This window comes from Salinicola sp. LHM, assembly GCF_034479735.1.
Classification (GTDB): domain Bacteria; phylum Pseudomonadota; class Gammaproteobacteria; order Pseudomonadales; family Halomonadaceae; genus Salinicola; species Salinicola salarius.
This window is the reverse complement of record NZ_CP140261.1, coordinates 3,807,546-3,827,686: the sequence shown is the minus strand read 5'-3', so window position 1 is coordinate 3,827,686 and position 20,141 is coordinate 3,807,546. Positions and strand designations below refer to the sequence as shown.

The following is a 20,141-nucleotide window of genomic DNA, read 5'->3' as shown; positions in this document are numbered from 1 at the left end:
CGAAATAGGCGCCTGCGGGATCTCGAGAGGCAACGATGCGCGAATTCAAACGAACCGATCGGGTCGCCGACCAGCTGCAGCAGGAACTGGCCGTGCTGATCCAGCGCGAGATCAAGGATCCGCGTCTGGGGATGGTCACGGTCAGCTCGGTCACGGTCAGTCGGGATCTCGGCTACGCCGATATCTACGTGACGCTGCTGGGCGAGAACGATCCGGCTCGGGTCAAGGAAAACCTGGCCGTGCTCAAGCGGGCTGCCGGCTTTCTGCGTTCGCAGATCGCGCGCCGCATCAAGCTTCGTCACGTACCCGAGCTGCGTTTTCACTACGATGAAAGCGTGGTACGCGGGCACAAGCTGTCGGCACTGATCGACGAGGCCGTCGCCAGCAACCGCCCGCAGGAGAGTGACGAAGCGGCGCCGCAGGATGAAGCGCGGGAAAGCGATCCTCGAAAAGAGGATGGAGAGCCACGCTGATGGCACGCCGTCGCAAGGGGTTGCCCATCAACGGCGTGCTGCTGCTCGACAAGCCCAAGGGCGTATCGAGCAATCATGCACTCCAGCGTGCCCGGCGGCTGTTTCAGGCGCGCAAGGCGGGCCATACCGGGACGCTGGACCCGATGGCGACCGGGCTGTTGCCGGTCTGCCTGGGCGAGGCGACCAAGTTCTCCGCCCATCTGCTCGAAGCCGACAAGGTCTACCGCACCCGGATCCAGTTTGGTGCAGTGACCGATACCGGAGACGCCGAAGGCGAAGTGGTGGAGCGTCGTCCGTTGCCCGAGACGCTGGATCGTGACGCCGTCGAAGCCGTGCTCGAACGCTTTCGCGGCGAGATCGAGCAGGTGCCGCCGATGTACTCGGCGCTCAAGCATCAGGGCCGCAAGCTCTACGAGCTCGCGCGCCAGGGTGAAACGGTAACGCGTGCGCCTAGGCGCGTGACGATATATGATATGCGCCCGCTCCAGTGGGAGTCCGATGGTGTCTGGTTGCAGGTTCGCTGCAGCAAGGGCACCTATATACGGACGCTGGCCGAAGATATCGGCGCAGCACTCGGCTTCGGCGCGCATATCACGGCATTGGAGCGCCTGGAAACGGGTCCCTTCGACAGTGCAACGCGGCTCTCTTTCGAGACGCTCGAGGCGATGAGCGACGAAGAACGGCTGGCACAGCTGTTGCCGGTCGATGTCATGCTCGATCATCTGCCGACGCTCAGCGTGGCGGAGACGGTGGCCCAGCGCTTGCTGCTGGGGCAGCGGGCGTCGGTAGCGGATACCGAGCTGGCGCCGGGCACGACGGCAAGATTGTATCGCGACGAATCCTTTCTGGGATTGGTCGAACTGACCGCGCCGGGGGAAGTCACGCCCCGGCGTCTGGTCGACACGACAGCATTGAATGCGGTCCAAACCTGAGCCGGGATCGAAACCCGACAGGTGAAGCCGATCGATCTGTCAGCATCGATTCGATGCACCCCGTCCCCGTGACGGTCAACCGGGAGGCTGCAAATATGCGTGGTCTCCGACATTCATCATTCAGGCATATTGCTTGCTGGAGAGTTTTTCATGGCATTGACTGCTGAAAAGAAAGCCGAGATCGTCAAAGAGTTTGGTCAGGGCGAAAGCGACACCGGTTCCCCGGAAGTCCAGGTTGCACTGCTGAGCGCCAACATCGACGGTCTGCAGAGCCACTTCAAGGATCACAAGCAGGATCACCACTCTCGTCGTGGCCTGATCCGCATGGTCAACCAGCGCCGTAAGCTGCTGGACTACCTCAAGGGCAAGGACTTCGATCGCTATCAGTCGCTGATCAAGAAGCTCGGCCTGCGTCGCTAAATCGCTCGGCCGTCGAATCCGGCGGCTCATGCATCCGCGACAACCGATGGCCTCGTGCCATCGGTGACAAAAGCCCTACCGACCCCGTTCGGTAGGGCTTTTTCTTTGTCTGGAACTCCGCATTTCCTGTCTCGAGCGAAGTCTTGCTCATGGCATAAACTGAGACGACCGTATAAAGACAACGATCACGGGGTTTCTCCATGGCCGAACATGCAATCGACATCGGCGGTCGTCGCTACCGCTTCGACAGCCTGGGCACGTTGATGGCCGCCGCTTCGCCGCGCCGTTCCGGTGACGAGTTGGCCGGCATCGCTGCCAGCAGCGCGGAAGAGCGGGTCGCCGCCCAGATGGCGCTGGCGGAACTGCCATTGACCACCTTTCTGGAAGAGCCGCTGATCCCCTACGAGGAAGACGAGGTCACGCGGCTGATTCTCGATCGTCATGATCGTGCCGCGTTCGCGCCGGTTGCCTCGCTGAGCGTCGGCGAATTCCGCAACTGGCTGCTCTCCGAGCACGCCGATGGTGAATCGCTGAAGGCGCTGGCCTCCGGCCTGACGCCGGAGATGGCCGCAGCGGTCTCCAAGCTGATGCGCGTGCAGGATCTGGTGCTGGTAGGCCGAAAGTGCGAGGTCATCACGCGCTTTCGCAACACCATCGGCCTGCCCGGACGGCTGTCGACGCGGCTGCAGCCCAATCATCCCACCGACGACGCTTCCGGCATCGCGGCCAGCATCCTCGATGGCCTGCTTTACGCCAGCGGCGACGCCGTGATCGGCATCAACCCCGCCACCGACAATACCTCCACGGTGGTGACGCTGTTGAAGATGCTCGACGAGATCATCTCCCGCTACGAAATCCCCACCCAGAGCTGCGTGTTGGCCCATGTCACCACCGCCATCGAGGCGATCGAGCGCGGCGCACCCACCGATCTGGTATTCCAGTCGATCGCCGGCACCGAGGCTGCCAACCGGGGTTTCGGCATCGACCTGGCCCTGCTGCGGGAGGGGCGCGAGGCGGCACTGTCGCTCGGTCGCGGAGGTCTGGACAGCAACGGCCTGAACAATAACGTGATGTACTTCGAGACCGGCCAGGGCAGCGCGCTCTCCGCCAATGCCCACCACGGTCTCGACCAGCAGACGCTGGAGGCGCGCGCCTACGCGGTCGCGCGGGAGTTCGAGCCGCTGCTGGTCAACACCGTGGTCGGCTTCATCGGCCCCGAGTATCTGTTCGATGGCAAGCAGATCATCCGCGCCGGGCTGGAAGATCACTTCTGCGGCAAGCTGCTCGGCGTGCCGATGGGCTGCGATATCTGCTACACCAATCATGCCGAGGCCGACCAGGACGACATGGACATGCTGCTCACCTTGCTGGGGGCGGCGGGCTGCAACTACATCATGGGCATTCCCGGCTCCGACGACATCATGCTCAACTACCAGACCACCTCGTTCCACGACGCGCTCTATCTGCGCCAGGTACTCGGTCTGCGCCCGGCGCCGGAGTTCGAGGCCTGGCTCGAGGCCAGCGGCATCTACCGTCACGGCCAGGGCATCGCCTTCGATCGAGACTTGCCGTCACGCTTCCAGCACGTGTTGGGGTCAATGGGCTTGGGCACGGTTGATACGGGAGCAGCACGATGAACGACGAGGATTTCCACGATGGCGATGGGGGTATCACCGTCACCAACCCCTGGCAGCGGCTGCGTGAACTCACCGACGCCCGGATCGGATTGGGTCGAGCCGGCGGCAGCCTGCCGACGTCAGCCCAGCTGGCCTTTCAACTCGACCATGCCCGGGCCCGGGATGCCGTACACATGGCGCTGGATACCGAACGCCTGATGCCGGAGCTGGACGCGCGCTTCCCGCTGGCGCTGCGTCTGCACAGCCGCGCCATTGACCGCGACGAGTACCTGCGCCGGCCGGATCTCGGCCGGCAGCTGTCCGAACAAGCGAAGCAGGAGCTTGCCCAGCTCTCGCTCGAACCCTGCGATGTCTCGATCTGCATAGTCGACGGCCTTTCCGCGCGGGCGATTCACGAGCAGGCCATCCCGTTTCTCGACGCCGCGCTACCGGAGATCGAACGGCTGGAGCTGTCGCTGGGGCCGGTCGCGCTGGTGGAGCAGGGCCGGGTCGCGATCGGCGACCCCATCGGCGAGGCGTTGGGCGCCCGCATGAGCGTGGTGCTGATCGGCGAGCGTCCCGGACTCAGCTCGCCGGACAGTCTCGGGCTCTATTTTACCTGGGCACCCCGGTCGGGCCGGCGCGACAGCGAGCGGAACTGCATCTCCAACATTCGCCCGCGCGGTCTGAGTTACGCCAATGCCGCCAGGCTGCTGGCTTATCTGATGCGCGAGGCACAGGTGCTGGGCGCCTCCGGCGTTGCATTGAAAGACGACAGCGAAGTCGACTCCCACCTCGGCGATGGCCGGCAGGGCAACTTCCTGCTGCCGCCCTAGACTTGGCCCACGTTCAGCCCAAGCCTGCCTTGGCCTCAGGCGTCGAATTGATCGTTTGTGCTAATCCATGCGTGGCGCGCAAGCTGGGCGTATCTCGAATGTCCAATACAACGACGCAGGGAGGGGAGCATGACGCGACCGAATATTCTGGTGCTGATGGCGGATCAGGTGAACGGCACGCTGTTCAAGGATGGGCCGGCGGATTTTCTGCACGCGCCCAACCTGAAGAAGCTGGCCAGGCGGGCGGTCAATTTCAACAACACCTACACGCCGAGCTATCTGTGCGCGCCGGGTCGGGCGGCCTTCATGTCGGGACAGTTGCCCTCGCGTACCGGCGTCTACGACAATGCCGCCGAATTTCGCTCCGCCGTGCCGACCTGGGCTCATCATCTGCGTCGCGCCGGCTACTCCACCTGCCTCTCGGGCAAGATGCACTTCGTGGGGCCGGACCAGTTGCACGGTTTCGAGACCCGGCTGACCACCGACGTCTATCCTGCCGACTTCGGCTGGACGCCGGACTATCGCAAACCCGGCGAGCGCATCGACTGGTGGTATCACAATCTGGGCTCGGTCACCGGCGCCGGCGTCGCCGAGATCTCCAACCAGATGGAGTACGATGACGAAGTCGCCTTTCATGCCGAGCAGAAACTGTTCGACCTCTCCCGCGGGCACGATTCGCGGCCGTGGGCGATGTGCGTGAGCTTCACCCACCCGCACGACCCGTATGTGGCGCGGCGCAAGTTCTGGGATCTCTACGAGGATTGCGAGCATCTCGAGCCGGAACAGGACGTGGTGCCGTTCGGCGAGCTCGATCCGCACAGCCAGCGGATCTTCGAGGCCAACGACTACACCAAGTTCGACATCCAGCCGGAAGACGTACGCCGGGCGCGGCGGGGGTATTTCGCCAACATCTCCTACATCGACGACAAGGTCGGCTCTATTCTGGACGTGCTCGAGCGCACCCGGATGCTTGACGACACCATCATCGTGGTGACGTCCGATCACGGCGACATGATTGGCGAGAAGGGGCTGTGGTTCAAGATGAGCCCGTTCGAAGGCTCGTCGCGCGTACCGCTGATGATCGCCGCGCCGGGGCTGGAGCCGCGCTCGGTGGAGACGCCGGTGTCGACCATCGACATCAACGCGACGCTGGCCGACCTGGTGGGCATCGATCTCTCCGAGATCGAACCCTGGACCGACGGCGAGTCGCTACTGCCCCTGGCTCGCGGCGGTACGCGCGAGGCGCCGGTCTACATGGAGTACGCCGCCGAAGGCACGCAGGCACCGCTGGTGACGATTCGCGAAGGCAAGTGGAAGTTCAATCACTGCGAGATCGACCCGCCGCAGCTGTTCGATCTCGAGACCGATCCCCACGAGACCCGCAATCTGGCCGAGGACCCGGACTACGCCGAGACACTGGCGGAATTCCAGGCCAAGGTTCGCGAGCGCTGGGACATGCAGCGCTTCGATGCCGAGGTCCGCGAAAGCCAGGCGCAGCGGCTGATCGTCTACCAGGCGCTGCGTAATGGTCACTACTATCCGTGGGATCACCAGCCGTTGCAGGACGCCTCCCAGCGCTACATGCGCAACCATATGGATCTCAATATCGTCGAGGCGTCCCAGCGCTTCCCGCGTGGCGAGTGACATCGTGGCCGCTGGGTGCCGCGGCGTGAATCATTTCGCTCGCGGCGTATGAGCGGCCACCGCATCCGCGTATAATCCAGCTAATACGAACGTCCAAGACGGAAGTCGAGTTCGCCTCGGCTTTCGTCGTTGTATCGATACTGTCGTCGCTCCATTCACGCCGTTTCCCGCGAGATTCCCCGCTGTGCTCTCTACTGCCAACATCACCATGCAGTTTGGCCCCAAGCCGCTGTTCGAGAACGTATCCGTCAAATTCGGCGGTGGCCATCGCTACGGCCTGATCGGCGCCAACGGCTGTGGCAAGTCCACCTTCATGAAGATTCTGGGCGGTGACCTGGAGCCGACCGGCGGTCAGGTGATGAAGGACGTCACCACGCGGCTGGGCAAGCTGCGCCAGGATCAGTTCGCGTTCGAGAACGAGCGCGTGATCGATACCGTGATCATGGGCCACGAGGAGCTGTGGGAAGTCACGGCGGAGCGTGAGCGCATCTATTCCCAGGCGGAGATGAGCGACGAGGACGGCATGAAGGTCGCCGACCTGGAAGTGCGCTTCGCCGAGCTCGAGGGCTACACCGCCGAATCCCGCGCCGGCGAGTTGCTGCTGGGGCTGGGCATTCCGCTGGAGCAGCATTATGAGCCGATGAGCGTGGTGGCGCCGGGCTGGAAACTGCGCGTGCTGCTGGCCCAGGCGCTGTTCTCGGACCCCGACGTGCTGCTGCTCGACGAGCCCACCAACCACCTGGATATCAACACCATCCGCTGGCTGGAAGAGATCCTGCGGGCGCGCAGCTCGACGATGATCATCATCTCCCATGATCGCCACTTCCTGAACAGCGTCTGCACCCACATGGCGGATCTCGACTACGGCGAGCTGCGGCTGTTCCCGGGCAACTACGACGAGTACATGATCGCCGCGACCCAGGCCCGCGAGCGCCTGCACGCCGACAACGCCAAGAAGAAGGCGGAGATCGCCGAGCTGCAGCAGTTCGTCAGCCGCTTCTCGGCCAATGCGTCCAAGGCCAAGCAGGCCACCTCGCGCCAGCGCAAGATCGACAAGATCCAGCTCGAGGAGGTCAAGCCCTCCTCGCGTGTCAGCCCGTTCATCCGCTTCGAGCAGAGCAAGAAGATCCACCGTCACGCGCTGACGGCGGACAAGCTCTCCAAGGCGTGGGGCGACAACGTGCTGTTCGAGCGTTTCGGCCTACAGGTCGAAGCCGGGGAACGGGTGGCGATCATCGGCCCCAACGGCATCGGCAAGACCACGCTGCTCAACTGTCTGGTCGGCACGATGACGCCGGATGCAGGCGAGGTGAAGTGGACCGATGCGGCGGAAGTGGGCTACTTCGCCCAGGATCACGCGGCCGACTTCGAGGGCGGCGAGACGCTGTTCGACTGGATGCGCCAGTGGACCACCGAAGGCGAGCAGACCGTGCGCGGCGCGCTGGGGCGGATGCTGTTCTCCAACGACGATATCGGCAAGTCGGTGAAGGTGATCTCCGGTGGCGAGCAGGGGCGGATGCTGTTCGGCAAGCTGATCCTGCAGAAGCCCAACGTGCTGGTGATGGACGAACCCACCAACCACCTCGACATGGAGTCGATCGAGGCGCTCAACCTGGCGCTGGACAACTACCCGGGCACGTTGATCTTCGTCAGTCACGACCGGGAATTCGTCGGCTCGCTGGCCACACGCATCATCGAAATGAAAGAGGATGGTATCGTCGACTTCAGCGGCAGCTACGACGACTATCTGCGCAGCCAGGGTGTTTACGGCTAGGGGACGGGCCCTGGTGACAATGCTTTTGTAGACTTGACCAGCCGAGTCTTGCGGCATAGCTTCAAGTCAATTTGACACGTAACGGTCCTCCGCTTTCGGGCGGAGGGCCTTTTTTATGGAACAAGGCCCTGCCCGTGACGAGGCCTTGATTCTGGCGCCGAAAGCAATGAGGTTTGCATATGTCGAGCGAGACTTATCTCATCATCAACCGGCTTGATGCCGAACGTTTGCGACGTTTGATAGAGCATGCCGATGACAAGGATCTCGAGGTGGCCGAATATCTCGATGCCGAGATCGAGCGGGGCGACGTGGTCGAACCGGAGGACGTGCCCCATGATGTGACGAGCATGAACAGCAGGATAAGCTTCACCGATCTCAGCCGCGGTACTCAATTGACCAGAACACTGGTTTATCCTCAATCGGTCGCCAAGCATGAGGATGGTCTGTCAGTGTTCGCCTCGATCGGCGCCGCGCTACTCGGGGTGCGGGTCGGTGATACCACCAAGGGGCCCCTGCCGGGTGGCCGCGAAGTTGAGCTACGGGTGGACGAGCTGCTTTACCAACCCGAGCGGGCAGGGGAATTTCACCGTTGAGCGAGCCAGGGGCGAGTCGTCGCAAGTATGGTTTCCAGCGGTGACTGGATCGCGAATCGACTATGTTGAGGCTTGATCGAAGCACTGACGCTGCAGGCCGGCTTTCTGCCCAACTGCTGCGTGGAATCGACCATGCGCACCGGCTACGAGAAAGGCCGTTAGCGATAGTTTGCTATCATCATCATCGGCCAAGCTGATATCGCCGACACACCGAAGTGTCGGCCAAACCCGCGCATGGCGGGACTCGACGAAGGAGCGACGAGCGATGATGTCACGGACAGGATCCGTTTCGATGTTACTGGGTGCCCTGTTGACGGCAACGGCAACCGCAGCGGTCGCCTTGCCCAGCAGCTTTCCCACCGGAACGACCTACTATGATCCCGAGCGGGCCTACAACGGCTTCGTGCTGTTCCCCGGCGGCGACGGTAAGACCCACCTGATCGACATGAACGGCAACGAGGTCCACCGCTGGGACTACGAAAGCTTCCCGCCGGTGGCCTTGAGTGCCGACCAGGCCAACGGCGAGAAAGGCCACCTGCTGGTGCAACTGGCACGGGCGAAAGAACTTCCGGAACACGCCAGCCCCGGCAACGGGTTGACCAATGCCACGGTCGCCGAGGTGGATTGGGACGGCGAAGTGCAGTGGCAGTGGGGCAGCCAGCAGAGCCCGGTCTATCAGCACCATGACATGCGTCGCCTGCCCAACGGCAACAACCTGGTGATGACCGCCGAGATGCGCGAACTCAACGGGTTCGACTATCCGATCATCGAGAACGGCATCGAGGAGGTCGACGACGACGGCCGGGTAGTGTGGGAATGGATGGCGGGCGACCATCTCGGCGAGATGGGGTTTTCCGACGCCGGCCTGCGGTCGCTCAAGGACTCCGAGGATCCCGACTTCCTGCATCTGAACACGGCGGTGCCCGTCGGGCCCAATCACTGGTACGACGCCGGCGACGAACGTTTCGCGCCGGACAATATCCTGGTCAACTCCCGCAACGCCAACGTCACGTTCATCGTCGACCGGCAGAGCGGCGAGATCGTCTGGCGCATCGGCCCCGACCTGCCGGCACTACAGCTCAACGGCAAGCTCGGACGCCCCGTGGACCAGACCGTGGGCTCCCACGATGTTCATCTGATTCCCGAAGGGTTGCCGGGCGCGGGCAACATGCTGATCTTCGACAATCAGGGCAATGCCGGCTTTCCGCCTGCCAAGCAGGGGTTCTTCTCGTCCTCCCGCGTGATCGAGGTCGATCCGAGCAGCGGCAAGATCGTCTGGCAATACACCGGCAACATGTCGGGAGGTTCGCCGTATACCTTCTACAGCTCGTTCATCTCGAGCGCGCGGCGACTGCCCAACGGCAATACGCTGATCGATGAAGGCCAGAACGGCCGCCTGTTCCAGGTCACCCCGGAAGGCGAGATCGTCTGGGAGTACGTGAGCCCGTTCTTCGGCAAGTCGATGCCGAGCGACGACTACGTCACCAACCAGGTCTACCGTGCGCAGCTGGTCGATTACGACTGGGCGCCGGACGGCACGCCGCACGAGAAAACCGCGGTGAAGGCGGACTGCAGCCTCTATCCGGCGGCGCCGGGCTGCCATCCGGGCGAGTCCGACGATTCGTCCCACGGCTGAGCCGCGCGATCGGCCGGCGTGGCGGCAAGTCGTCGCATGCCGGCCGGATGCAGGTTGCGTGGTGTCTGCGTAGACTGCCAATGACATTTTCTCGTGCGAGTCATCATGGACAGTCAGGCTGCAGACGTTTCGACCGCGACGCCTCGTTCCCCCAGCGAGGCCCTTTCCGATACCTTGATCGTCGGCGCTGGCGCTACCGGGCTGGCGGCGGCCTGGGCGCTGGCCAGCCGTGGCCGGCGTGTCACCCTGCTGGAGGGCAACTCCCAGGTCGGCGGTAACCTTCGCACCGAGCGCGACGGCGAGTGGCAGATCGAACACGGGCCCAACACCGTCATCATGAAGCCACCGCTCTACGCGCTGCTGGACGAGCTCGATCTGCTCGACGAGGCGCAACCCGCCAATGCCGTTGCCAACAAGCGTTATGTCGTGATGAACGGCGAGCCGGTGGCGCTGCCGATGAAACCGCTCGACGCCCTGACCAGCCCGCTCATCGGCTGGCGTGGCTGGGCACGGCTGGCTCGCGAGCCGTTCATCGGCCGTTCGAGCGCGCCGGAGGAAACCCTGGCCGCCTTTGTCGAGCGGCGGCTCGGTCCACGGGTTCTCGCGCGGATGGTCGATCCCTTCGTCTCCGGCGTCTACGCGGGCGATCCGCGCAGACTGTCCGTCCAGGCCGCCATGCCGCGCCTGGCCGCTATCGAGAAGGAAGATCGCTCGCTGATCCTCGGCGGGGTGAAGCGTCTGCGCCAGGCGCGTCGCGACCCCGCGGGCGTTCCCGCCGAATGGCGCGGCAAGCTGGTGAGCTTCCCGCAGGGGCTGCAGCATCTGGCCGATAGGTTGGCGGAGCGCATCGCCGCGCAGCCGACGGCCGCCATTCATACCGGCTGCTCCGTGCAGAGCATTCGTCGCGACGACGAGCAGTGGATCGTCACGGATGGTCAGGGTGGCGAGTGGCGAGCCAGATCACTGGTGCTGGCGGTGCCCGCACCGGTCGCGGCCCGGCTCCTGCAGCCGCTGGACCCGGCGTTGGCGGAGCCGCTTCAGCGCATCGTCTATCCGCCGGTCAACGCCATCGCGCTGGGCTTTCGCGAGCAGGACATCGCCCATCCGCTGGACGGCTTCGGCGTGCTGATCCCTCGCGCCGAAAAGCGGCGCACGCTGGGTGCGCTATTCTCGTCGACGCTGTTTCCGAACCGCGCGCCGGCAGGACACAAGCTGCTCAACGTCTTCATCGGCGGGCGGCAGGATCCGCCAGCGGCGGACGGCGACGACGACACGCAGGTCGCGCGGGTGCTCGATGAGCTGCGCGCTCTGCTGGGCATTCGCGGCGAACCGGTATGGCAGAAGGTGACGCGCTGGCCGCAGGCGATTCCGCAGTACGAGGTCGGCCATCTAGCCCGAATCGAGGCCTTGGACGATGCGCTGCGGGCGCATCCCGGCTTGCATCTGGCGGGCAACTGGCGCGGCGGTATCGCGGTGGGGGACTGCCTGGAGAATGGCCGACTGCTGGGTGAGCGTCTGCTGTCGGAGGCTTGAGCCGAGGCGGCGCGGGAAACGCCGCCTCGACTAGACAGCTAGCGTTACTTGTCCACCAGCTCCGCCACCGACGACAGGATCTCCTTGGGCCGGAACGGATAGCGCTCGATATCGGCCTTGTCGGCGATGCCGCTCAGCACCAGCACCGTGTGCATGCCTGCCTCGATACCGGCGACGATATCGGTATCCATGCGGTCGCCGATCATGCCGGTGCCATCGGAGTGCACGCCCAGCTTGTTGAGCGCCGAACGGAACATCATCGGATTGGGCTTGCCGACGATATACGGCTTGCGCCCCGTCGCTTCGGTGATCAGCGCGGCGACCGCCCCGGTGGCCGGCAGCACGCCTTCCTGGCTGGGCCCGGTGGCGTCCGGATTGGTGCAGATGAAGCGCGCACCCTGATTGATCAGGCGGATCGCCTTGGTGATCGCCTCGAACGAGTAGGAGCGGGTTTCGCCGATCACCACGTAGTCCGGCTTGGCATCGGTCATGATGAAGCCGGCTTCATGGATCGCCGTGGTCAACCCGGCCTCGCCGACGACGAAGGCCGAGCCGCCCGGTGCCTGGTCGCGCAGGAACGCTGCCGTGGCCAGCGCCGAGGTCCAGATCTTCTCCTCCGGGACTTCGAGGCCGCTGTGCCGCAGGCGCGCGCTGAGATCCCGCGGCGTGAAGATCGAATTGTTGGTCAGTACCAGGAACGGAATCTCCCGCTCCCGCCATTGGTTGATCAGGTCCGCCGCGCCGGGGATGGCCTTGTTCTCGTGCACCAGCACGCCATCCATATCGGTCAGCCACGATTTGATGTTGTGACGACTCGTGGTGTTGTCCTTTTTGCTAGCCATATGTCCCCTTAGCATGCGCGTGAAAGGTTGGTCGATATCCCGCTCATCTGTGGCGCCAGTTTAGCAAGTTGTCGCCTTGGCGTGCGGCCGAGGTTACTGCCGGCCACCGCTGATCGATGGCGCCATCAATATCCACGTTCGGCGTCGGCCAGATCCTCGACGTGCCCGGTCATCTCGAAGCGTTCGATATTGGCGGCGACGATGCGACTGCCGGTCGGCGCGTCGATCAGCGAGGCGATGTGCGGCGTGACCGTGATGGCGGGATGCGCCCAGAAGGGATGTTCGCTCGGCAGCGGCTCGACGTGGAAGACGTCCAGCGTGGCGTGGCTCAACTGGCCGCTTTCCAGCGCGTCGAGCAGGTCGTCTTCGACCAGGTGAGGCCCGCGACCGGCGTTGATCACGCTGGCGCCACGCGGCAGTCTGGCGAAAAGGTCGGCGTCGAGAATCCCCGTCGTCGCCTCGGTCAACGGCAGCAGGCAGACCAGGATCTCGCAGCGCGCGAGGAAGTCGGCGAACTCGGCTTGACCGGCATAGGTGGTGACCCCGTCAATCTCGCGCTTCGTGCGCGACCAGCCCAGCGTCTCGAAGCCGAGGGAGGCCAGCGTGCGCGCCGCAGTGCCGCCGAGATTGCCCAGACCCATGACGCCCACGCTGCGCTGCGTCGCTGGCGGCACCACCAGCTGTGCCCAGCGCCGTTCGCGCTGATTGGCGCTGATGGCCGGCATGTCGCGGTGGTGGCGCAGCACGTGCAGCGCCACGTACTCGCGCATGCGCTGGGTCAGGTCCGTGCCCACGGTGCGGATGATCGGCACCTGGCGTTGCAGTTCGGCATCGGCCAGCACGTGGTCGATACCAGCGCCCAGCGACACGATCGCCTTGAGATTGGGGAAGGGCAGGAAAGCACCCGTCGCCGGCTTCCACACCACGGCGTAGGTGACGGCCTCGACATCACCCGGGTCGTGAATGGGGCGGATCGTCCAGTTCGGGAGTAGGGCCTGAAGCTGCTCGATCCACCAGTTCGTTTTATCCACATCCGGTATTGATACAACGATAGACATCTCGGAATCCTGGTAGTGAATCAGGGCCGCACGACCGGCTCGTCGTCGAGCGGTTCAATCTGAAACGGCGCCGGTGTGGCACCGCCGCCGATCGGCTGGGTCGGGTCGTTGATGCCGATGCACTCGCCGCTTTGAGGATCTCGCGAAACCGCCGAGACGCAGGCGTAGAGCTTGGGAAAGACCAGTTGCTGGGCGATCTCCAGCTCGAAGCGCTCGCCCAGCTTTGCCAGCGTCTCGGGATCGAAACGCGGATCGACACGTACCGAACCGCGATAGCTGGCGTCCAGGCGCGGATGATGCACGGCGTCTTCCAGGTTCATGTCGAAGTCCATCATCAGCGCGGCCACCTGGGTCACCGCCGGCATGATCAGATTGCCGCCGGAGGCGCCCACCGAGAAACGTGCCTCGCCGCCCTTCACCGCTACCGTCGGACACATGTTCGAGGAGTTGATGCGCTTGCCGCCGGCCATGGTGGTGGGATAGCCGGGGCGCGGATCGAAGTAGCTGACGCTGTCGTTCATCAGCATGCCGGTGGAGGGCAGGGTGACGCCGGAGCCGAAGCGATTGAGCAGGGTGTAGGTGAGCGCCACCATGTTGCCCTCGGCGTCCACCGAGGACATCGACGAGGTACAGGCGCCATTCTCGATATCAATGCCACCGAAACCGCCATCCGTGGGCGACAGCACGCCGTTGCGAATCTTGTGCCGCTTCCAGCAGTGTTCCAGCGCCTCGGCGTAGGCGAGCCAGGTCTCCGGTGTCGGCGTTTCCGGCGGGGTCGGCATCGCCTCCAGCGCGTGCGCCAGCATCTCGCGCTGGCGCAGGCCACCGGAAACCTCGCCCGGCGTATAGAGCGTGTAGCCGCGATGCGCGGCGGCCATGGGGGCGTATTCGAATACCTCGTAGGCGGCAAGATCCTCCCGCGAGATGCGCGAGCCGCCCGCTTGCAGATCGCCAACGATCTTCTCGGCCAGGGCGCCGCGATAGAAGGTGTCGGCGCCGCTCTCGGCGATCTCGCGCAGGGTGTCGGCCAGTTGCGGAATGCGCAGCCGGCTCTCCGGCGTCGCCGGGTGCCCGCCGGGCAGATAGATCGAACGCGATACCGGATCTCGGTCCAGCGTTCTGGCGCAGACACCGATCTGCAGGCTGGTGAACCAGTCGACGTGCAGGCCCCGCTCGGCCAACTGGATCGCCGGTGCCATGACCTCGGCGCGCGGCTTCGAGCCGAAACGGGCGAGCGCATGCTCGAGCCCGGCCACGGCACCGGGGATGGTGATCGAGCGGTAGCCTTCGATATTGGCGTTGTCGACCACCCCAGGAAAACCCATCGGCGTCGCCGGCAGAGCCGGATCGACCGGATAGTCCTCGAGTCGCGTATCGCCGGCGAGCACGCCCTGGAAATCGAGCGCCACGGCGCGCTGCTCCTTCGCCAGCCAGATCACCATGAAGCCGGCGCCGCCGAGACCGCACATCCATGGCTCGACGGCATTGAGCGCATAGGCGGTGGCGACGATGGCATCGACGGCGTTGCCGCCGGCGTCCAGTTGCGCCGCGCCCGCCTGCGCCGCCACACGATGTTGCGAGGCCACCACGCCGCGTATCGATCGGGCGGCGGGTGTGGTGAGGTGCCAATTGTCGCGGTCTCGGTGGGGATGTTTCACGGGGAGGATTCCTGATGGGGACGATTGGTCGCCTCGATCAACTCGGCAATCAGCGCTTCGACGTCGTCCAGATAGTCGCTGCCGCTGGAAGGCGGCGTCGGATCCGAAGTCATCACCACGGTCATGGCGCGAGACGGCACCACGTAGAGCAGCTGGCCGCCGTAGCCCCAGCCATAGTAGACGGGCTGGCCGGCGATGCGGGTGATGAACCAGCCGTAGCCGTAATCGTCGCCGTTGAAGAACGAGCGGGTGCGCGGCTGCCAGGAGCGTTCGATCCAGTCGGCCGAGAGTAACGTGCGATCGTCGCGGGTACCATGCTGGCGGATCATCTCGCCGAAACGCAGTAGCGCCTGCGGTGTCAGGCCCATCTCGTTGCCGCCGAAATAGATGCCCTGCGGGTCCCGTGTCCAGGGAGGAATCGCGATCCCCAGCGGATCGCCCAGCCAGTCGCGTGCCAGTGCCAGGGTGCTGCGGCCGGTCGCTTCGGTGAGCGCCGCCGAGAGCAGGTGGCTGTTACCGGTAGAGTAGAGCATGCGCCCGCCGGGTTCGGCGACGAAGGGGCGTTCCAGCGCATCGGAGACCCAGTTCGAACTCGCCACCCAGGCGCCATAGTTGCCGCCGGAGGTGCTTTCGAGCCCCGCCTGCATCGAGAGCAGGTTGCCGACGGTGATATCGCTCATTCGCGGGTCGATATCCGCGGGAACCCGGTCGCCCAGCAGTTCGACCACCGGCTGATCGACGCTCTCGATCACGCCGCGATCGATCGCGGCGCCCACCAGCGCCGAGATCAGCGCCTTGGAAAGCGACTTGATGTTGGCCGTCTCGTTCGTTTCGTGGCCGCGAAAGCCTTCCTCGATCACGGTGTCGCCATCGACGGCGACCAGCAGGGAGTGACTGCGCGGCAGAGTGCCCGCCTGCTCGGCGATGCTGTCGCGAGCGGCCTCGGGCAGCGGGGCGGCCAGGGCCGGCGACGCCAGCGTCGCCAGCAACAGGAAAACGGCGAAACGCCGCCCGCGGGAACGGGCGGCGACGGTCGGGAATCGAAACGAGGGCAGTATCGGCATGCGTCCAGTCTGGCGCATGCCGTGGCGTTCTTCCATGACGCCAGGGCCGTGGCGCCGGATTGCAGCAGCGTACGATGCGCCGGCGGGCATCAGCCGCCGAGGAAGGAGGACATGGCCTTGTCGGCAATCATGCCGCAGGCGCGCTCGCCGACCTGATCCTTGAGGTTGGTCAGGCTGAAGGTCTGGCCGTTGCCGCTATCGAGCAGCCCGCCCAGCCCCTTTTGGTAGCCGTCGCTCTCCTCGGCCTGGCTCTGGCCGCCGATCTGCTCGAGCAGGCGGTTCTTGACCTTGTCGGTGGTGCTTTCGGTATAGCCCTGTTCCTGGCAATAGCCGAGCACGCCGGCCACGTTCTGCATGCTGCCCAGGTTCAGGGAGCCGGAACTCAGCGCGCCGAGCAGCGAGGCGCCACCGGCGGACTCGGTGTCCTGAGAGGACTGGCCGGACAGCATTTCGCCGGCGCTCTTCTTGACGCTATCGAAGCTCACGGCCGCGGCCATCGGGGAGGCGACGACGGAAGCGGCCATCAAGGCGGCGGAAAGGAAACGAAGATTCATGAGTTAACACTCCTGGCGGAAAAGACACCCTGCAAGCGAGGGTTCGATGAAGCGATCCGCGAATGGTGACGACAGGGCGATGAGGCGCCGCGCTAGCGCCATCCTGCGCTAGGGTGACCATGGTCGGTGGTTCGGGGATGGGTAGCAACGGTCATTCTGTGACCGAATGACACGATGGCGAAACGCCGCCCGGCCTCATGGTCTAGTCTTGGGGTATCGGGAGGCGTTCGACGTTCCCTCGGACGTTTCCTCGAACCGTTCCCTCGAAAAAAGGAGAGGTCATGATCATTACCGTTGGCGAATTCAGGAAACTGCTCGAAGAGTACGATGACCAGCTGGAACTGAGCTTCAGCGGTCTGGAGTACCACCGCCTCCGAGCCAAGGGCGAAAAGCATCTGGAGGTCGAGTTCGAGGAGAAGGTTTTCAAGGACAAGCTGGGCCACGTCAAGGTTCACAGCGAAAAGCAGTGAACGCGCCTGTCGGCCTTGGAATCGCATCGGCTCGAACACCGCTGGCGTGAACACTGCCAGTTCGAACGCCGGTAGAGGCAATATGGGCCATCCGATGCCGAACCGGCGGGATGATGGCGGCGTTGACCCGGGATGCGACGGGTGAGGCTTCGCCGTGGCACCTTTTTCCGTTACCGTTACGCCCCATTGACGCTAGGGAGCGGCACGAATGGATGATTCAACCCCTGTGACGCAGGTCGACGTCGCCATTGTCGGTGCAGGGCCGATCGGCCTGTGTTTTGCCAATGCGCTGTCGCGTCATGGCGTGAGTTCGGTGCTGATCGATCGTCAGCCGCGGTCGGCGATGGTGGAGCCGGCCAGCGACGGGCGGGAGATCGCGCTGCCCCGGGCTTCCCAACAGATTCTCGACAAGCTCGGCGTATGGTCGCGAGTCGAGCCGGACGAACGCGCCCGGATGCGTGCCGCCAAGGTCTTCGATGGTCAGTCGCTGTTCGCGATGGAAATTGCGCCTGGCGCTTCTCGCAACGAGCCCCTCGGCTGCTTGGTGCCCAACCAGGTGATTCGACGTGCCGCCTATGCGGCGTTGCCGGCCGGCTCGGCGGGCGCGGGAGAGATCCTGTGGCGGGATGAACGGCAGATCGAGCGGTTCGAGGCCCGGGACGACGAGGTCGATATCACTCTCGCCGGCGGCGAGCGGCTGCAGGCCTCGCTGCTGGTGGCGGCGGACAGCCGCTTTTCCACCACCCGCCGTGCCATGGGCATCCCCGCCTATACCTACCAGCACGGTCAGCATATGCTGGTCTGCCGGATGCAGCATGAAGAACCGCACGACCAGACGGCCTGGGAGTGGTTCGGCTACGGCCAGACGCTGGCGCTGTTGCCGGTGGATACGCACTGCTCGTCGCTGGTGCTGACGCTGTCACCGGCAGAGATGGAGAAGCAGCTGTCATTGAGCGACGAGGACTTCAACGCCGATATCACGCGGCGCTTCGGTGGCCGGCTGGGCGCCATGCGCCGGGTCGCGGCGCCTCATCGCTATCCGCTGGTCAGTGTCTATGCCGAACGCTTCGTCGGGCACCGCCAGGCGCTGATCGGCGATGCCGCCGTGGGCATGCATCCGGTAACCGCACATGGATTCAATCTCGGGCTGCAGGGGCTGTCGCGACTGGCAGACCTGATCGGCGAGGCGCGAACGCGAGGGCAGGATATCGCCTCGCCAACGCTGCTGGCACGCTATCAGCGCGAGCAGCGTCTGGCGACGGCGCCGCTGTTCGCCGCCACGCTGGCGATCGTCGGCCTCTACACCGATGACCGCACCCCGGCCAGATGGCTGCGCAAGGCGGTACTGCGCGCCGGTGAAGCGGCCTGGCCGGCCAGACGCCTGATCGCGAGTCATCTGACACGCTCGATCGGCTAGCCTCACACGCCAACCGTAGGCGCCGAGCGCGAGGAGCATCTCGGCCAACGACGCCTTTCTCGACTCAGGAGGAGTTCGTATGGATCTTGCAATGGTGGGACTCGGGCGCATGGGCGCCAACATGGCGGAGCGCCTGGTGCGCGGCGGGCACCGAGTGGTGGGGCACGACCCCAGCGCGGAAGCGATGGCGAAGGCGGCGGAGAAAGGGATCGAGCCGTCGGACTCGCTGGCGGCGGCGATCGACGCCCTGCCGTCGCCCAGAATCGTGTGGCTGATGGTGCCGGCCGGCCCTCTGGTCGATACGCTCATCGGCGAGCTCGAACCGCTGCTGTCGAAGGACGACATCGTCATCGACGGCGGCAACTCGATGTACAAGGACACGGTGCGCCGGGCCGAGACACTGCGCGAGCGCCACCTTCATTATGTCGATGTCGGTACCAGCGGCGGTGTCTGGGGCCTGCAGGAGGGCTACAGCATGATGGTCGGCGGCGAGACGCCGATCGTCGAATCGCTCAGGCCGCTGTTCGAGCGTCTGGCGCCGGCCGCCGACAAGGGCTGGGGCCATGTCGGTCCCAGCGGCTCGGGCCACTTTACCAAGATGGTCCACAACGGTATCGAGTACGGCATGATGCAGGCCTATGCCGAAGGTTTCGCGATCATGGAGCGCAAGGATTTCGATCTCGATCTGCATCAGGTCGCCGAGATCTGGCGTCATGGCAGCGTAGTGCGCTCCTGGCTGCTGGATCTGACTGCCAACGCGCTGGAGAAGAATCCGTCGCTGGAGGGCATCGCGCCCTTCGTGTCGGACTCCGGCGAAGGACGCTGGACCGTGGCGGAAGCCATCGAGCTTGACGTCAGCGCACCGGTGATTACCCTGTCGCTGCTCGAGCGCCTGCGCTCCCGCGAGCAGGATTCCTATGGCGACAAGCTGTTGTCTGCCATGCGTAACGAATTTGGCGGACACGCGATCAAGAAGGGGTGATCTGGGCTCTGCTGTCGATACCGGATCACTCCTTTCCTGCTACCACATAGTGTGTTTCGACGCGCCGGTTTGGCACAAGCCACCGGCGCGTTTCCGGTTACGGGGTGGGGCGTTTTTATCCTTGACATGACGGAAAGCGGGCTACCATGCGGGCTCCGCGAGGGTGAAAAGTTGTCTACAGGAAATTAACAGAAAAACAGCACATCTATGCTTGGAAAAAGACGCGGCTACCATATATAGTATTTTGCAGAAGCGGCGGACACGCGCAAAAACGCGTGATTCCCACGTCGCCCCCAAGCCAGCACCATCGATCTCGATGGCGTCTTTCCCAGTCAAGGATGGTTATCATGAGCATCACGATCTATAGCAAACCTGCCTGCGTCCAGTGCAACGCCACCTATCGCGCTCTGGACAAGCAAGGAATCGACTATACCGTGGTCGACCTGACGCAAGACGCCGATGCGATGCAGCGCGTCCAGAACCTGGGCTATCGCCAGGTGCCGGTCGTGGTCGCGGGTGAAGATCACTGGGCCGGGTTCCGCCCGGACAAGATCAGCACGCTGGTTGCCTGATCCGACGATTTCGAATTTTTTGACTCGAATCTTTCCGGCTGGCGCGGCATTCGAATCGCGCTGCCGA

At 64.4% G+C, this 20,141-nt stretch carries 19 protein-coding genes; 14 read left to right on the top strand and 5 right to left on the bottom strand.

The window, feature by feature from the left end:
• The first annotated feature begins 35 nt into the window (after positions 1 to 35).
• From rbfA to hemG, 10 genes are all read left to right on the top strand, one after another.
• Positions 36 to 473, top strand: coding sequence for a 30S ribosome-binding factor RbfA (gene rbfA, locus R5R73_RS17450; protein WP_071230935.1), 438 nt, complete (start codon positions 36 to 38; stop codon positions 471 to 473).
• Positions 473 to 1,405 (top strand): tRNA pseudouridine(55) synthase TruB, encoded by a 933-nt coding sequence (gene truB, locus R5R73_RS17445; protein ID WP_322528181.1) that lies wholly within the window; start codon positions 473 to 475, stop codon positions 1,403 to 1,405. The genes rbfA and truB overlap by 1 nt, the downstream gene beginning before the upstream one ends.
• A 150-nt stretch (positions 1,406 to 1,555) precedes the next feature.
• Positions 1,556 to 1,825, top strand: a complete 270-nt coding sequence (gene rpsO, locus R5R73_RS17440) for a 30S ribosomal protein S15 (protein ID WP_071230933.1) — start codon at positions 1,556 to 1,558, stop codon at positions 1,823 to 1,825.
• 200 nt (positions 1,826 to 2,025) lie between these two features.
• Positions 2,026 to 3,462 (top strand): ethanolamine ammonia-lyase subunit EutB, encoded by a 1,437-nt coding sequence (locus R5R73_RS17435; protein ID WP_322528180.1) that lies wholly within the window; start codon positions 2,026 to 2,028, stop codon positions 3,460 to 3,462.
• Positions 3,459 to 4,277, top strand: coding sequence for an ethanolamine ammonia-lyase subunit EutC (gene eutC / locus R5R73_RS17430; protein ID WP_322528179.1), 819 nt, complete (start codon positions 3,459 to 3,461; stop codon positions 4,275 to 4,277). The genes R5R73_RS17435 and eutC overlap by 4 nt, the downstream gene beginning before the upstream one ends.
• Positions 4,278 to 4,406: 129 nt before the next feature.
• Entirely contained in the window at positions 4,407 to 5,921 is a 1,515-nt protein-coding gene (gene betC, locus R5R73_RS17425) for a choline-sulfatase (RefSeq protein ID WP_322528178.1), read from the top strand.
• Between the two features lie 184 nt (positions 5,922 to 6,105).
• On the top strand, positions 6,106 to 7,695 hold the full coding sequence (locus R5R73_RS17420) for an ABC-F family ATPase (protein ID WP_322528177.1): 1,590 nt from the start codon (positions 6,106 to 6,108) through the stop codon (positions 7,693 to 7,695).
• A gap of 179 nt (positions 7,696 to 7,874) precedes the next feature.
• Positions 7,875 to 8,288, top strand: a complete 414-nt coding sequence (gene rnk, locus R5R73_RS17415; protein ID WP_071230928.1) for a nucleoside diphosphate kinase regulator — start codon at positions 7,875 to 7,877, stop codon at positions 8,286 to 8,288.
• A 292-nt stretch (positions 8,289 to 8,580) separates the two neighbouring features.
• Complete coding sequence (locus R5R73_RS17410) at positions 8,581 to 9,924, top strand: aryl-sulfate sulfotransferase (RefSeq protein ID WP_322528176.1); 1,344 nt, start codon at positions 8,581 to 8,583, stop codon at positions 9,922 to 9,924.
• Positions 9,925 to 10,029: 105 nt separating this feature from the next.
• Positions 10,030 to 11,457, top strand: a complete 1,428-nt coding sequence (gene hemG, locus R5R73_RS17405) for a protoporphyrinogen oxidase (RefSeq protein WP_322528175.1) — start codon at positions 10,030 to 10,032, stop codon at positions 11,455 to 11,457.
• 44 nt (positions 11,458 to 11,501) lie between these two features.
• Here hemG and R5R73_RS17400 read toward each other — a convergent pair whose 3' ends face one another.
• From R5R73_RS17400 to R5R73_RS17380, 5 genes are all read right to left on the bottom strand, one after another.
• Positions 11,502 to 12,299, bottom strand: a complete 798-nt coding sequence (locus R5R73_RS17400) for an HAD-IIA family hydrolase (RefSeq protein WP_071230925.1) — start codon at positions 12,297 to 12,299, stop codon at positions 11,502 to 11,504.
• 125 nt (positions 12,300 to 12,424) lie between these two features.
• Positions 12,425 to 13,357, bottom strand: a complete 933-nt coding sequence (locus R5R73_RS17395) for a glyoxylate/hydroxypyruvate reductase A (protein ID WP_322528174.1) — start codon at positions 13,355 to 13,357, stop codon at positions 12,425 to 12,427.
• Positions 13,358 to 13,377: 20 nt separating this feature from the next.
• Positions 13,378 to 15,015, bottom strand: a complete 1,638-nt coding sequence (locus R5R73_RS17390; protein ID WP_322528173.1) for a gamma-glutamyltransferase family protein — start codon at positions 15,013 to 15,015, stop codon at positions 13,378 to 13,380.
• Complete coding sequence (locus R5R73_RS17385; RefSeq protein WP_322528172.1) at positions 15,012 to 16,115, bottom strand: serine hydrolase; 1,104 nt, start codon at positions 16,113 to 16,115, stop codon at positions 15,012 to 15,014. The genes R5R73_RS17390 and R5R73_RS17385 overlap by 4 nt, the downstream gene beginning before the upstream one ends.
• Before the next feature lie 53 nt (positions 16,116 to 16,168).
• Entirely contained in the window at positions 16,169 to 16,633 is a 465-nt protein-coding gene (locus R5R73_RS17380; RefSeq protein ID WP_071230922.1) for a DUF2501 domain-containing protein, read from the bottom strand.
• 281 nt (positions 16,634 to 16,914) lie between these two features.
• Between R5R73_RS17380 and R5R73_RS17375 the strand changes: the two genes are divergently transcribed.
• The 4 genes from R5R73_RS17375 to nrdH all read left to right on the top strand — a co-directional run bounded on the left by R5R73_RS17375 (position 16,915) and on the right by nrdH (position 20,074).
• The gene (locus tag R5R73_RS17375; protein ID WP_071230921.1) at positions 16,915 to 17,103 is read left to right on the top strand and encodes a hypothetical protein; all 189 of its coding nucleotides are present in this window, start codon (positions 16,915 to 16,917) and stop codon (positions 17,101 to 17,103) included.
• Positions 17,104 to 17,311: 208 nt separating this feature from the next.
• Positions 17,312 to 18,520: a 5-demethoxyubiquinol-8 5-hydroxylase UbiM gene (gene ubiM, locus R5R73_RS17370; RefSeq protein WP_210766251.1), complete on the top strand. Its 1,209-nt coding sequence runs from the start codon at positions 17,312 to 17,314 to the stop codon at positions 18,518 to 18,520.
• Positions 18,521 to 18,599: 79 nt separating this feature from the next.
• On the top strand, positions 18,600 to 19,502 hold the full coding sequence (gene gnd, locus R5R73_RS17365) for a phosphogluconate dehydrogenase (NAD(+)-dependent, decarboxylating) (RefSeq protein ID WP_322528171.1): 903 nt from the start codon (positions 18,600 to 18,602) through the stop codon (positions 19,500 to 19,502).
• A gap of 347 nt (positions 19,503 to 19,849) precedes the next feature.
• Complete coding sequence (gene nrdH, locus R5R73_RS17360; protein ID WP_071230919.1) at positions 19,850 to 20,074, top strand: glutaredoxin-like protein NrdH; 225 nt, start codon at positions 19,850 to 19,852, stop codon at positions 20,072 to 20,074.
• Positions 20,075 to 20,141 lie beyond the last annotated feature (67 nt).

What these genes read in the sequence shown, in the direction of transcription:
- rbfA (WP_071230935.1), top strand. Translation starts at nt 36, where the DNA reads ATGCGCGAATTCAAACGAACCGATCGGGTCGCCGACCAGCTGCAGCAG.
- truB (WP_322528181.1), top strand. Translation starts at nt 473, where the DNA reads ATGGCACGCCGTCGCAAGGGGTTGCCCATCAACGGCGTGCTGCTGCTC.
- rpsO (WP_071230933.1), top strand. Translation starts at nt 1,556, where the DNA reads ATGGCATTGACTGCTGAAAAGAAAGCCGAGATCGTCAAAGAGTTTGGT.
- R5R73_RS17435 (WP_322528180.1), top strand. Translation starts at nt 2,026, where the DNA reads ATGGCCGAACATGCAATCGACATCGGCGGTCGTCGCTACCGCTTCGAC.
- eutC (WP_322528179.1), top strand. Translation starts at nt 3,459, where the DNA reads ATGAACGACGAGGATTTCCACGATGGCGATGGGGGTATCACCGTCACC.
- betC (WP_322528178.1), top strand. Translation starts at nt 4,407, where the DNA reads ATGACGCGACCGAATATTCTGGTGCTGATGGCGGATCAGGTGAACGGC.
- rnk (WP_071230928.1), top strand. Translation starts at nt 7,875, where the DNA reads ATGTCGAGCGAGACTTATCTCATCATCAACCGGCTTGATGCCGAACGT.
- R5R73_RS17410 (WP_322528176.1), top strand. Translation starts at nt 8,581, where the DNA reads ATGTTACTGGGTGCCCTGTTGACGGCAACGGCAACCGCAGCGGTCGCC.
- hemG (WP_322528175.1), top strand. Translation starts at nt 10,030, where the DNA reads ATGGACAGTCAGGCTGCAGACGTTTCGACCGCGACGCCTCGTTCCCCC.
- R5R73_RS17400 (WP_071230925.1), bottom strand. Translation starts at nt 12,299, where the DNA reads ATGGCTAGCAAAAAGGACAACACCACGAGTCGTCACAACATCAAATCG.
- R5R73_RS17395 (WP_322528174.1), bottom strand. Translation starts at nt 13,357, where the DNA reads ATGTCTATCGTTGTATCAATACCGGATGTGGATAAAACGAACTGGTGG.
- R5R73_RS17385 (WP_322528172.1), bottom strand. Translation starts at nt 16,115, where the DNA reads ATGGAAGAACGCCACGGCATGCGCCAGACTGGACGCATGCCGATACTG.
- R5R73_RS17380 (WP_071230922.1), bottom strand. Translation starts at nt 16,633, where the DNA reads ATGAATCTTCGTTTCCTTTCCGCCGCCTTGATGGCCGCTTCCGTCGTC.
- R5R73_RS17375 (WP_071230921.1), top strand. Translation starts at nt 16,915, where the DNA reads ATGATCATTACCGTTGGCGAATTCAGGAAACTGCTCGAAGAGTACGAT.
- ubiM (WP_210766251.1), top strand. Translation starts at nt 17,312, where the DNA reads ATGGATGATTCAACCCCTGTGACGCAGGTCGACGTCGCCATTGTCGGT.
- gnd (WP_322528171.1), top strand. Translation starts at nt 18,600, where the DNA reads ATGGATCTTGCAATGGTGGGACTCGGGCGCATGGGCGCCAACATGGCG.
- nrdH (WP_071230919.1), top strand. Translation starts at nt 19,850, where the DNA reads ATGAGCATCACGATCTATAGCAAACCTGCCTGCGTCCAGTGCAACGCC.